This window comes from Chelatococcus asaccharovorans (assembly GCF_003201475.1).
GTDB lineage: Bacteria > Pseudomonadota > Alphaproteobacteria > Rhizobiales > Beijerinckiaceae > Chelatococcus > Chelatococcus asaccharovorans.
The window spans coordinates 35,536-47,418 of sequence record NZ_QJJK01000005.1; the positions used below are offsets into that span (position 1 = coordinate 35,536).

9 protein-coding genes are annotated in these 11,883 nt (G+C 60.6%); 5 read left to right on the forward strand and 4 right to left on the reverse strand.

Features of this window, described 5'->3' with window-relative positions:
• Positions 1 to 45: 45 nt before the first annotated feature.
• From C7450_RS12405 to C7450_RS12420, 4 genes are all read right to left on the reverse strand, one after another.
• The gene (locus C7450_RS12405; RefSeq protein WP_110374780.1) at positions 46 to 882 is read right to left on the reverse strand and encodes an ABC transporter permease; all 837 of its coding nucleotides are present in this window, start codon (positions 880 to 882) and stop codon (positions 46 to 48) included.
• Entirely contained in the window at positions 879 to 1,838 is a 960-nt protein-coding gene (locus tag C7450_RS12410) for an ABC transporter permease (protein WP_170147224.1), read from the reverse strand. Before C7450_RS12410 ends, C7450_RS12405 begins: the two co-directional genes overlap by 4 nt.
• Positions 1,839 to 1,842: 4 nt before the next feature.
• A complete protein-coding gene (locus tag C7450_RS12415) occupies positions 1,843 to 3,399 on the reverse strand; it encodes an ABC transporter substrate-binding protein (RefSeq protein WP_170147225.1) in 1,557 nt (518 codons plus the stop codon).
• Between the two features lie 348 nt (positions 3,400 to 3,747).
• Positions 3,748 to 4,590 carry a MurR/RpiR family transcriptional regulator gene (locus C7450_RS12420; protein ID WP_170147226.1) on the reverse strand — a complete coding sequence of 281 codons (843 nt, stop codon included), beginning with the start codon at positions 4,588 to 4,590 and terminating at the stop codon, positions 3,748 to 3,750.
• Between the two features lie 739 nt (positions 4,591 to 5,329).
• On the opposite strand from C7450_RS12420, the gene C7450_RS12425 reads away from it, so the two are divergent.
• From C7450_RS12425 to C7450_RS12445, 5 genes are all read left to right on the forward strand, one after another.
• Positions 5,330 to 6,973 carry a dipeptide ABC transporter ATP-binding protein gene (locus C7450_RS12425; RefSeq protein WP_170147227.1) on the forward strand — a complete coding sequence of 548 codons (1,644 nt, stop codon included), beginning with the start codon at positions 5,330 to 5,332 and terminating at the stop codon, positions 6,971 to 6,973.
• Positions 6,974 to 7,059: 86 nt separating this feature from the next.
• Positions 7,060 to 8,607 carry an ABC transporter substrate-binding protein gene (locus tag C7450_RS12430; protein WP_170147228.1) on the forward strand — a complete coding sequence of 516 codons (1,548 nt, stop codon included), beginning with the start codon at positions 7,060 to 7,062 and terminating at the stop codon, positions 8,605 to 8,607.
• 30 nt (positions 8,608 to 8,637) lie between these two features.
• Positions 8,638 to 9,558, forward strand: a complete 921-nt coding sequence (locus C7450_RS12435; RefSeq protein ID WP_110374786.1) for an ABC transporter permease — start codon at positions 8,638 to 8,640, stop codon at positions 9,556 to 9,558.
• Positions 9,558 to 10,454, forward strand: coding sequence for an ABC transporter permease (locus tag C7450_RS12440; protein WP_110374787.1), 897 nt, complete (start codon positions 9,558 to 9,560; stop codon positions 10,452 to 10,454). The genes C7450_RS12435 and C7450_RS12440 overlap by 1 nt, the downstream gene beginning before the upstream one ends.
• Before the next feature lie 57 nt (positions 10,455 to 10,511).
• On the forward strand, positions 10,512 to 11,855 hold the full coding sequence (locus tag C7450_RS12445) for an MmgE/PrpD family protein (protein ID WP_110374788.1): 1,344 nt from the start codon (positions 10,512 to 10,514) through the stop codon (positions 11,853 to 11,855).
• Positions 11,856 to 11,883 lie beyond the last annotated feature (28 nt).

The following is an 11,883-nucleotide window of genomic DNA, read 5'->3' on the forward strand; positions in this document are numbered from 1 at the left end:
CTCCAAGGCCCGTATCAGACGCATGCAAATGTCGGAGCAGAACCACTAGCGGCGCGCACTGTAGTATTCGCCGATCAGCGTCGCCGAGAGCGTGCAGATCAGGATGGCCGCTGCCGGCGCCAGCACCATATGGGGGGAGGTGCGGAAGAAGGTCATGGTTCCGGCAATCATCGCGCCCCATTCGGCATCCGGCGGTCGCAGGCCGAGCCCCAGGAAGCCCACCGACGAGATGGTGAGGACGTTGGCGCCAACGGTCAGGGCTCCGAGCGACGTGAGGTAAGGGGTGATCGCCGGCAGCACATGTGCGCGGAAGATATAGCCCCGACCGAAGCCGAGCAGACGCGCGGCCTCGACGTGATCGGTGGCGAGTTCTCGGGCCGTAGTGGCGGCGGTGAGACGGGCGAAGCCCGGCCATTGCGACATCCAGAGGCCGAAGAGGATCGGCCCGATGCCGCCGCCCAACAGCCCCGAGATCAGGATGACGAACAACAGGCCGGGGCAGGCAATGATCACGTCGGAAAGGCGCATGACGACCTGCCGGATCCACCCCGCATGAAATGCCGCCAGAAATCCAAGCGCCAGCCCCGTCACCAGCGAGGCGATCACACCAGCGACGGCGATGCCGAGCGAGACGCGCGCCCCGGCGATGACCCGGGCTGCAATCGACCGGCCAAGATTGTCGGCGCCAAGCCGATATGCGGCCGACGGCGGCGCCGAGGCGGCACTGAGGGCCTGGCGGTTGGGGTCGACCGTGAGAAGCAGCGGCCCGAGCAAGGCCAGCAGCAGCATGGCGGCGAGCGGGAGGAAGCCGAACAGTACAATGGCGAGGGGCGGTCGGCTCCGTCGCGTCACCGCGCCTTCATCGAGCGACGGCGCGGTCATGGTCGCGGCTGCGCGTTGAACAGCCGCGGGTCGAGCACTTGCACCGCGATGTCGGCGATGCCGTTGACGACCACCACAGAGATGCCGATGAGCAGCCCCGCCCCCATGGCCATCGGGATATCGGCAGCGAGCACGCTGTCGATCAGCCGGGTCCCCAGGCCATCGAGGTTGAACAGCACGTCGATGACGACGAGACCGCCGATCGTGTGGGCCACCAGCGGTCCGAAATAAGCGATGACGGGCACGAGCGTCGGCCGCAGCGCATGGGCGAACACGATCCGCAGCCAGCTTTGCCCCTTGATCCGCCCATAGGTCGGATAGAAATCCTGCATTGTGCGAACCACGGCGTTGCGAGCAACCCGCGATAGATCCGGCAGGAGCGCCAGGGCCAGCGTGCATGCAGGGAGGATAAAATATCCGGGCCGGTTGTTGCCGGCAGCCGGCAGCCATCGCAAACCAATGGCAAAGATGGTGATCAGGATGATCCCGAGGAGAAATGACGGCACGGACGACAGGACCGCAGACACCACGAGAAATATCCGATCGACAAGGCCGTCCCGCCGCATCCCGGCCGCAAAGCCGATCGCCAGGCTGGCGACGAGGGCCAGGCTGACGCCGACGACGGCGATGCTCAGCGTCGTCTGAAAGCTGCGCCAGACCTCCGTGGCGACCTGGCGACCGCTGACCATCGACCGCCCGAGCTGGCCCGTCATGGCCGAGCCGACCCACCGTCCATATTGCACGATGATGGGCTGATCCAGTCCCGTCGCCTGACGCGCGCGGTCGACCGTCTGCAGGGAGATGCGTTCGCCATAGCGGGCCTCGGCAATACGGAAAGCCACATCGCCTGGCGCGGCCTGGACAGCGATGAACGCGAGGGTGGCAACCGCAATGGCCACCCCTATTGCCGCCAACACATGACCAGCAACCGTGCCGGCGATGCGGCGGGCAGGCATTACGCTACTCGGCCCATCGGACGCGATCGATCCAGAAGCTGACTTCCAGGGCATCGATCGGCACGCTGTCGAAATTGACCCGATCCGAGATCGAGACATTGTAGTCGTACCAGACCACCGGAATGACCGGCAGGTCGGAATTGACCACGGCCAAGATCTGGTCACGGGCGGCCGCGGTCTCTTCCTTGGTCCGGGCGGCGATATACGCGTTCAGCGCGCTTTCCAACTTGGGATTGTGATAGTTGACGCCACTCCAAGGGGATGAGCCTGCGCTGGCTTCGGCAAAGTCCAGGATCAGGGTGGCGACCGGATCCGGCACGGCGCCGTAGTTGCGCCGGGTCATGCCTAGCACCAACGTGCCTTTGGAGACGGACTCGAGGACTTGTCCCTGGTTGCCGTTTTGCAGCTTAACCTCGATACCGATTTCGGCGAGTTGTGCCTGGATCGCCTCTGCCAAAGAGGCCACTTCGGGCTGTTTCCCGACGATCATCGTGAACGCGAAGCGCGTCCCATCCTTCGCAAGGATGCCGTCCGATCCCGGCTTCCAGCCAGCCTCGGCGAGCAGCCGCCTGGCCTCCTCGACATTGCGTCGGATCGGCGGCAGGCTGGCATCGTGCCAGCCCGGAAAGGCCACCGAGAGCAATTGGTTGGCGGCGGCCTTCGGATTGCCGAAGAGCGCGACGGCGATACCCTGGCGATCGAGAGCGAGGGACAGCGCGCGACGCTCGACGGGATCGTCGAAGCGCGCATCTGCGGCATTGACGAAAACGCCGTTGATGCGCGCAGTCTGAACCTGCTTCACCCTGACCCGGCCGCTGCCTTCGACGCGATCGCGCAAGACCTGCGACAGACCCAAAACGAGATCGGCCTGTCCCGCCTCCGCCATATTGGCGATCGTGTCAGGCGATGTCGCCCCGGTGAAATGAACCCGCGCGATATGAGGCTGCTCGCCCCAGTAGTCCGGAAAGGCCTCGAGATCGACCGATGTCTTTCCCCCGATTTTGATCCGATACGGTCCGGTGCCGATGATTTGCTTCACGGTGCCGTCTTGAGCGAAGGACGACGGCGCCAGGATGACGGCGGGACCGTCCGTAAAGAAGTCCGGCACGAGGTTGAACGGGCGCTCCAGCGTCACCACCACGGCCTGACCGTCGACCCGGACATCGGCGATCGGCAGCTTCGACACCAGTTCGGAATTGGTGTTGGCCTTGCGCATCGCCTCGATCGCGACGCGGACGATTTCGGGCGTCAGAAGCGAGCCGTCATGGAATTTCACGCCATCGCGAATGACAAACGTCCAGGACAGTCCGTCATCGCTGACCGACCAGCTCTCGGCAAGTTCAGGAGCGAGCTTGCCCTCGGGGTCGATCGTCACCAGCGTCTCGGCAACCCGAAGTCGCCGGAAATGGTAGCTGGTATCGCCGAGATCGAGACTGGTGATCTCACGCGGCGACACGATTTCAAGGACGCGGTCCCCCTTTGCCCATGCAAAGGAACCTGACGCGGCCGTGGCGACGCCGAGCACGAGGGAGGCGGCGAGAACCGCTCTTCTGGTAATCATGAAACGGCTCCTGAACTCTGACTGGATCATGATCGCGGTGCCGCGCGTGAGCTGTCGGTTCCGTTCAGCCCATTCACGCCCGACACATCGCAGCCTCAGGCCGAGACCCGATCATCCCCTGACGTAGTGTCAGCTACCATTTCTGAACATCTCAATCAAGTTGAAATCGCTTTAAGCAAGTTAAAGTCATTCTAAAGTAAATTAAAACAATTCTAAACAAGTTAAGAATGGATTCTTATTCGGGCGATCGCGCTGTTCTTCATGCTTGTATCGCGCCGCAGCGGACGGGCTTCGCCCCGCGTCAAATGTTGACGTAGTAATGATTACGCTCACGCCCCGTCTGGGTTCCTACGCACCGCGCTTCAATTCATCGCGCAGATCACTCAGGCGGCGGGCCGTCTCCATGGCGCGCTCGGGGCTCAGCTGGGTGAGCGACAGGACAATGGTCTCAAGGGTCAGCAGGATCGTGCCATAGAGCGTCATGTTGCCGACCTCGGTCCGCGGGACTTCCAGAACGGCCTGTGCGCCCTCGGCCAATTGACCGCCCGGATTGTCCGTGATGACGACGAGTTGTCCGCCGACCCGCTGAAGCTCTGACTTCAGGATCACGCTTTCCTTGAGAACCCTGCCATAGGCGATGAGGATGACGGCATCACCGCGCTGAAGACCGAGAAGCTGGTCTGCAAAAGTGTGGCCGGAGGCCTCCATCACAAAGCTGGATCGGCCTATGCGGCCGAGATGCGTCGCTGTTTGTTGCGCGAGCCGGACGGGCGGGCCCCCTCCATAGAGGCCTATCCGATCGGCAGCGTTCAAAAGCCGCACCGCAGCTTCCAATTGCTCTGACAAGGGAGAGCGGGACAGCCTGTCGAGCATGTGAGCATAGGCGCCGACAACGAGCTGGAACGGCGTCCGGCTACGCTCCTGGGTGAGCTCGCCCAGGGTTACACCGACCTTCTCGACCGGAGTGCGGGCCCCCTCGTCGAGCTTCTGGGCGATCGCGGCCTTGAGGTGGGGCAGTCCGTCGAAGCCGAGCGACTGGATCGCCCGGATCACGGTTGCGTCGGAAGAGGAGATTTTGCCCGCCAGATCGAGCGCGGAGCTGACCAGAACCGCGTTCGGATGGTGCTCGACATAGTCGAGGAGCCGCCGGGCGGCGCCACTCAGACGCTGTCCTTCCCGTATTTCGAGCATCTCAGGTCTCCACCCTGTGGTCGTTGCGGCTGAACCCATCACATATGCGGGGAGCGCCGCGCAAGACCGCCGCCCGGGAAAAGGAGCCTCCACCGTAAGGAACCGGTTGAGCATGGTGCTCTTGGGTTGCGGGCTCGGGCCTTTCGGCCCACCCCGGAATGACACGGTGGTTCCGTATAAGATCAGCTTGCGCTTGTAGCGAATTTGACATGGGTGTCCCGCCGGACATCGGGCTCCAGATCAAATGTCAAAGCCTTCGAGAAGCGGGATCTGCTTCCTGACGTCGTGGGAGAAATACATGCCGCCCTGCCGGTTTGAATCGCGGCGTCGCCATACGTCCGCTTGCCGCCGATTGATAGGCGCAGCCAATCAATGTCGCCGAATTCCAATTGGTTGGCGTGGCGACATGCCCTGTATGTTTTACCAAAAAATATAAGAATGAGAGGGTTATCTTATGAAGGCAATCAACGGATCACTGCGTGGCATTCTATACTTCAATTCACTCCATTCAACGTCGGAGGTATTTCTTAATCTTCATAATTCCGAATAGTTTCACTAAGCTATCCGGTCTAAGTCTTCCATTCCGAGACGTGAGACGAAGCCGCTCCGCGCCACCTCAGGCCAATTGTCCCGAATGGAACAGGGCGGAACGAACAGAGATATGGACATCAGAATGCCTGAGACAAAGCTGCCAAAGCCAGATTTAGCGCCCCCGCTTTTGTCTGTTCGGAACCTCTCTGTGCGTTTCGGCCAAGGGAACGCAGAAATCGGCGCTGTTTCCGATGTGTCCTTCACGATCGCCCGCTCGGCGACCGTGGGTCTTGTCGGAGAAAGCGGTTCGGGCAAATCCGTCACATCGCTCGCGATTACGCGCCTGTTTCCTAAATCCGCCAAGGCAGTCATAGACGGCGCAATCGAGTTTCGTGGTCGCGACCTCGTCACGATGCCGGAAGGCGATCTCCGCTCTATTCGTGGCGCAGGCATCTCCTATGTCTTTCAGGATCCGCTGTCCGCGTTGAACCCGGTGCGGCGCTGCGGCGAGCAAGTTGCAGAATCCATCCGCATTCACGAGGGAAATATTGACCGCGGGCAGGTGCATGCGCGGGTCGTGCAGATTTTCGAGCGGCTTGGTCTCCCGCGCAGCCGCGCGATCTACGACAGCTATCCGCACGAACTCTCGGGAGGCATGCGCCAGCGCGTCATGATCGCGATGGCACTGGCCTGCAAGCCCGCCCTTCTCGTGGCCGATGAGCCAACGACCGCGCTGGACGTGATCGTTCAGAAGCAAATCGTCGACCTTCTTCGCGACGCCGTTCGTGAATTCGATACATCTCTTCTTTTTATCAGTCACGATCTCGCGCTTGTCGCGAGCCTCGCAGACGAGATCGTCGTCATGCGCGATGGCAAGGTCGTCGAATATGGCATGACCGACCAGGTCGCGAGGAACCCGACCGATCCCTACACGCAGCAGCTCTGGAAAGCGATACCGACGCTTCAAGCCCCGCCGCGGGCCCCTCTCGGCGCGCGCAGGCCCGGCGGCACCTCTTCCGGCAACGACCTCCTGAAGGTCACCGACGTTCGACACTCCTTCGTCCGCGGCAAAGGGAGGACGACCGCGCCATTCGCCCTCGACGACGTGTCCCTGTCCGCGCGCGAAGGGGAGACCATATGCGTGATCGGCGAATCAGGGAGTGGAAAATCGACGCTGGCACGTTGCGTGGCTGGTCTCATCGCTCCCGATAGCGGGAGCATTCTCTTCAATGGTCACGAACTTGTCGGCGCCACCGCGAAGACCTGGGGAACGGTTCGCCGTGACATCCAGATGGTCTTCCAGGATCCCTATGCCTCGCTGAATCCGCGCATGAAGGTCGCGGACCTTGTTACCGAGGGCCTTCTTATCAATCGCATATCGAGCGCGAAGGCGGATCTGCGCCACCAGGCGATCGAGCTCCTCGAAATGGTCGGCCTGAAAGCCTCTCACGGGGACCGCTATCCGCATCAATTCTCGGGTGGCCAGAGGCAGCGCATCGCGATTGCCCGGGCCCTTGCCCTACGGCCAAAGCTGCTCATCTGCGACGAGCCCGTGACATCGCTGGATGTCTCCGTGCGGGCCCAGATCGTCCAATTGTTGATGGATATCCAGAATGCGGAAGGGCTCACATACCTTTTCATAACGCACGACATCGCTCTGGCGCGACAGATCGCCGACCGCGCCGTGGTGATGAAGCAGGGCCGGGTCGTCGAGGCCGGTGAGGCGACGCATGTCATTGACCGACCGACCCAGGATTATACGAAGGCGCTGCGGGCCGCTGTGCCGGACATGCCGGCGGCGTTCGAACGCCACCCGTTACCGCAAGCGCTGAGACACGCTTCGCGCCCATGATACGGAATATCTGATCTCGCTAGACTGCAATGAGACTGAAGCAATATTTCAACCACAACGTTCAACGAAAAGAGGGGTACCATAGCATGGCGGGATACCGATGGTTTGCGGCCGCGAGTTTAGTAATTCTGACGGCCGGCGCTGCGACCGGCGGTCGAGCCCAGGGCGCGAGCAACGGCGTCGCCTGCGGATCGGGACAACCTGTCAGCGTCAATCTCCTCTGGCCGACGCAACCGAATACCCTTGATCCGAACTACGACACCCTCGTCATGTTCGCGCAGATCAGTCGGAACATGTTCAATGGCCTTTTTAAACTCGACGATTCGATGACGCTCCAGCCGGATCTGGCGGTCAGCTACAGCCAGCCCGACGCATTGACCTATGAGATCGAGCTCCGAAAAGACGTGGTGTTTCATGACGGCTCTCCCTTCACCTCCGCCGATGTCGTCGCGACATTCGATCGCATCGTGAAGGATCAGAAATTAGCTTCGAAGCAACGCAGCTATGTCAGCAATATCAAATCCGTGACGCCGAAAGGTGATCACGCTGTAAACTTCGTGCTCAAACAGCCCGATAGCTCGTTTCTCAAGAGCCTTGCGACAATTATTTACATTACGCCCAGGAGCGTCATCGACAAGGTCGGTAACGTTGAATTCGGCAAGAAGCCTGTCGGCACGGGGCCATTCAAGCTCGACAGCTGGACGATGGGCGATAGCGTCGTGCTTACCGCCAATTGCGACTATCACGGTGACAAACCGATCCCGAGCAAGGTCGAGTTTCGCTTTATCGCCGAGCCCGCAACGCAGATCAGCTCCCTCCAGAGCGGGGAGATCGACATTGCAACACAAGTCACATCCGATCTGACTGCAGCATTGAAGTCTTCACGCGACGTGGCTGTTCAATCGATCGATGGTAATCAGACCTTCTGGTTGAGCATGAATACAAAGGAAGGGCCCTTTGCCGATCCAAGAGTTCGTCAAGCTCTGAACTATGCGATCGACAGGACCGCCATCGCTCGGCAGCTCCTTGGCGGTTTCGCGACCCCGGTCGGTCAAGTTTATTCGAAAAGCGTCTTCGGATACACAAAGGCGGTATCGCCGTACCCCTTCGATCCGGATAAGGCTAAGGCGCTTCTGCGTGAAGCCGGATACGACAGCTCCAGGCCATTGAAAATCGAATTCTATAATTTCCGTGCGGAGCTCAACCCGGTCCAGCAAAGCATCGCCTCGTTTCTCTCGGATGTCGGTATCAAGGTGACGACGCGGTTCGACCCGAATTACTTTGTCGATACCTGGCAGTCTGGGAAGATGGGCCGAGGCCAGGTGATTATACGGTCCAACAACAATCTCCTGATGGATGCCGATTTTGCCCTCGGGCTGGAGCTTGATGGCACGCGTCGGGGAATGTACTTCAGTTCACCGGAGACAGATGCCGCGATAGCCAAGGCGCGCGGGGAGAGCGATCGGAATGCACGCCAGGCCGCTTACGACGCGCTCAACAAGACGCTCTACAACCTTGCGCCGGTGACCTTCCTCTATAGCACTGACGGGATATACGGCGTCAGCACGCGGGTCGACTGGAAACCAAGGCCGGACGGCGCGATCTATCTCGCCAACGTAACCAAGCGCCGATGATCAGGATGGCCGACAAGGGGAGCAGGTCGCATGCGTAGCCGCTTTATCAATCGCCTCGCTTTCAGCGTGCTCGTGATGCTGGGCGTTTCCGCCATCACCTTCCTGTTGATGTTCCTGGCTGGCGATCCGGCCGCTCTCCTCGCCTCCGAGGATGCCACCGCGGCCGAGGTCGAGGCAATACGCAAGGCCTATGGTTTCGATCGCCCCATTGTCGTCCAGTATCTGGACTGGCTGTGGCACGCTGTTCAGGGAGACTTGGGTGTTTCGTACCAGAGCCGGCGTCCCGCGTTGGAGCTTATCCTCCATGCCCTGCCGAATACGCTCCTGCTGATCGCCTGTGCACTTGCGCTGTCCGTGTCGACCGGCGTCATCGTCGGCGTGCTGGCGGCAACCTTCCGGGGCAGCAGGTTTGACCGCCTTGTCATCACGGGGTCGGTGTTCGTCCAGTCGCTGCCCTCTTTCTGGCTCGGAATTGTGATGATCCTCATCTTCAGCGCGACACTGCGGCTTCTCCCGACATCGGGATTCCGTGGGCCTTCCTATCTTATTCTGCCGGCGGTGACGCTGGCGACATTTCAGGTCGGCACCTTCGCGCGCATGGTCCGCTCGTCCATGCTCGAAGTGCTGGACTCCGATTTTGTACGCACGGCACGCGCGAAAGGCGCATCAGCGGGATCGATCGTGTTTGGCCATGCGCTCCCTAATGCTGCTTTACCCATCATCACCGTCGTAGGTCTTGAACTCGGCGGATTATATGGTGGGGCAGTGGTTACAGAGACAGTGTTCGGTTGGCCCGGCGTGAACACATTAGCGCTGTCGGCGATCACCTCGCGCGATATGCCGGTCATTCAGGCCTTTGTGCTCGTCGTCGGCATTCTCGTTGTCATCACCAATCTCGTCATCGACATGCTCTATACCATTCTCGACCCGCGCACGCGGGGAGCCAGATAATGTCTCACGCCACCTCGTTGCCCCTGCGCCCTCAACCACAATCGCCATCGAAGGCCCGACCGATCAATCTGCGGCTCCTGATCCCGGCCGGGCTGCTGGGGGTGATCGTCGTCATTGCCTGCCTGGCACCCTGGATCTCACCTTATGGACCCAACTCCCAGGATCTCTCGGCGCGTCTGCTGCCGCCGCTCTGGCAGGCAGGCGGGTCCACCAAACATCTCCTGGGGACTGATGATCTTGGAAGAGATATTCTGACGCGGATCATGTATGGCGCGCGGGTCTCTCTGAGCATCGGCGCCATCGCCGTCATCTGCCGCATGGTCTCCGGCGTGCTGATCGGCCTCGTGGCTGGTTATTTCGGCGGCCCCCTTCTCACGTTCTTCATGCGGCTCGGCGATGTTCAACTGGCCTTGCCAACGCTTGTTCTTGCCATCGGCGTGATCGCGGCGCTCGGACCGAGCACGTCGAATGTCATCCTCGTCCTCGCGATCACCGGCTGGGTTCTGTATGCTCGACTGGTCGTCAGCCAGGTCATCGTCGTGAGGCGGCAGGACTATATCGCGAGCGCGCAACTCCTCGGAGCCTCGCATTGTCGCATCATTTTCAAACATCTGCTTCCCAACATCATCCCGTCTGTCATCGTCTTTGCCAGCCTCGACCTCGGCTTGATGATGCTGACGGAGGGATCGTTGTCCTTTCTCGGGTTGGGCGTTCAGCCTCCTGAACCCTCATGGGGAGGAATGGCAGCGGGCGGCCGTGCGTTGATCAGCACAGCCTGGTGGATCGCGACCCTGCCGGGTGCGGCGCTCGTGGTGACTGTCGCTCTGGTCAATGTTCTTGGCGAGCAGTTGCGTGATCGTCTCGATCCACGTCTCGATGCAACGCGAAGTGCGTAGCGCGTCAGCGTGCGTCAACACCCACGCGTAGCAGACAATCACTATGGAGGGCGTCTCGTGAACGAGGGGACAGTTTCCGCCGAACTCATCAACCGAATGCGCTGTTTTGTGGATGCCGATTGGGATCCTGCAATACGCCGGCGGACCGAATTATGCCTCATCGACAGTATCAGCTGCTTTTCAGCGGGACTTGGACTTGCGCATTTCAAGCCAAGTGCAGTCGTCGCACCTTCGCTGTTTGGCACCAACGCCGCAAATGACGATACCTCCACGCTCTCGCCGTTTCTTGCTGCCTATCTCTACGGCCAGGCCGCGAACGCGCTCGACTACGATGACACGCTTCTCGGCCATCCCGGCGCTCCGATCATCGGCGCCATCCTGGCCGTCGCTGCGAGGGAACGGCTTCCGATGGATCGGCTGCTGCGGGGCATCGCAGCAGGGTATGAGGCGCACTGGATTCTGGCGTCCTCAGCCATACCGTCGCGTGAAAGAGCAGCCCTCGTGCGGTCCGTCGGCGTTTGGGATACGGTCGCGGCCAGCATCGGCATTGCAATCTCGTTCGGAAGGAGCTCCGAATTCCTGGAACGCCTGGTGGGTGTGGCGGTTGCCCATTCTCTACTTCCCTATACGGCGAAATGGTACGAACGGCCGGTACCGGCTCTGAAGAACAATCTCGGCTGGGCGGCGGCCGGCGCCGTCATGGCGGTCGGTCTGGTCGAGGCTGGCCAGACCGGCGTTTCAAACGCGCTCGATGGGGCTTCGGGAATGTGGAGAATGGCCGGATCTGATCAATGCGATCTGACGCGAACACGCAAAGACCAGCCTGCTGTTGCGCGGGTCGGTTTCAAGCAATTCCCCGCATGCTGGCACCTGCAGGAATATCTGAAATCGTTTTCTATCAGCTTACAGCAGCTGACTGACAATGAAGAGATCGTCGCAATCACGGTTAAGGGTCCCGCAGAGGTTGAGAAATTTTGTCGGCGAGACATAATCGTGCCAGCGGACGTAGCCTTTAGCCTGCCCGCGACCTTCAGTCTTCTGCTCGCGGGTGTTGAGCCTGGATCGCAATGGGACGCGGTCGCGAACCATTCGCCCGCGCTTCGGTACAAAGACAGGTTTGTGTTTGATCTGTCCGAGGAAAGGTCGGTGACGCTGGAGTTAACGAGCGGTCGTCTAATCACGGCCGATGTTGCGGTGAGCGATCCGACCGACTTGGCGAGCTTTGGCCTTGATGAGAAGGGTGTGCTCGCCAAGTCTGAACGTTTGACACCATCACCACTACGCTCCGCATTGGATATGGCGTTTACATCAACGCACGGGGACCCTGCGCAATTATATGAAGCGGTCGCCCGTATGATTATTCGTACCTGTCAGGGTAAGCCTCTCGATCATGTCCTATAAGCGGCGGACCACCATAGAGGCGCCTCGC

Bases quoted from the DNA above. Each gene is read 5' to 3' on its own strand.
- C7450_RS12405 (WP_110374780.1), bottom strand. From the start codon at position 882: ATGACCGCGCCGTCGCTCGATGAAGGCGCGGTGACGCGACGGAGCCGA.
- C7450_RS12420 (WP_170147226.1), bottom strand. From the start codon at position 4,590: ATGCTCGAAATACGGGAAGGACAGCGTCTGAGTGGCGCCGCCCGGCGG.
- C7450_RS12410 (WP_170147224.1), bottom strand. From the start codon at position 1,838: ATGCCTGCCCGCCGCATCGCCGGCACGGTTGCTGGTCATGTGTTGGCG.
- C7450_RS12415 (WP_170147225.1), bottom strand. From the start codon at position 3,399: ATGATTACCAGAAGAGCGGTTCTCGCCGCCTCCCTCGTGCTCGGCGTC.
- C7450_RS12435 (WP_110374786.1), top strand. From the start codon at position 8,638: ATGCGTAGCCGCTTTATCAATCGCCTCGCTTTCAGCGTGCTCGTGATG.
- C7450_RS12430 (WP_170147228.1), top strand. From the start codon at position 7,060: ATGGCGGGATACCGATGGTTTGCGGCCGCGAGTTTAGTAATTCTGACG.
- C7450_RS12440 (WP_110374787.1), top strand. From the start codon at position 9,558: ATGTCTCACGCCACCTCGTTGCCCCTGCGCCCTCAACCACAATCGCCA.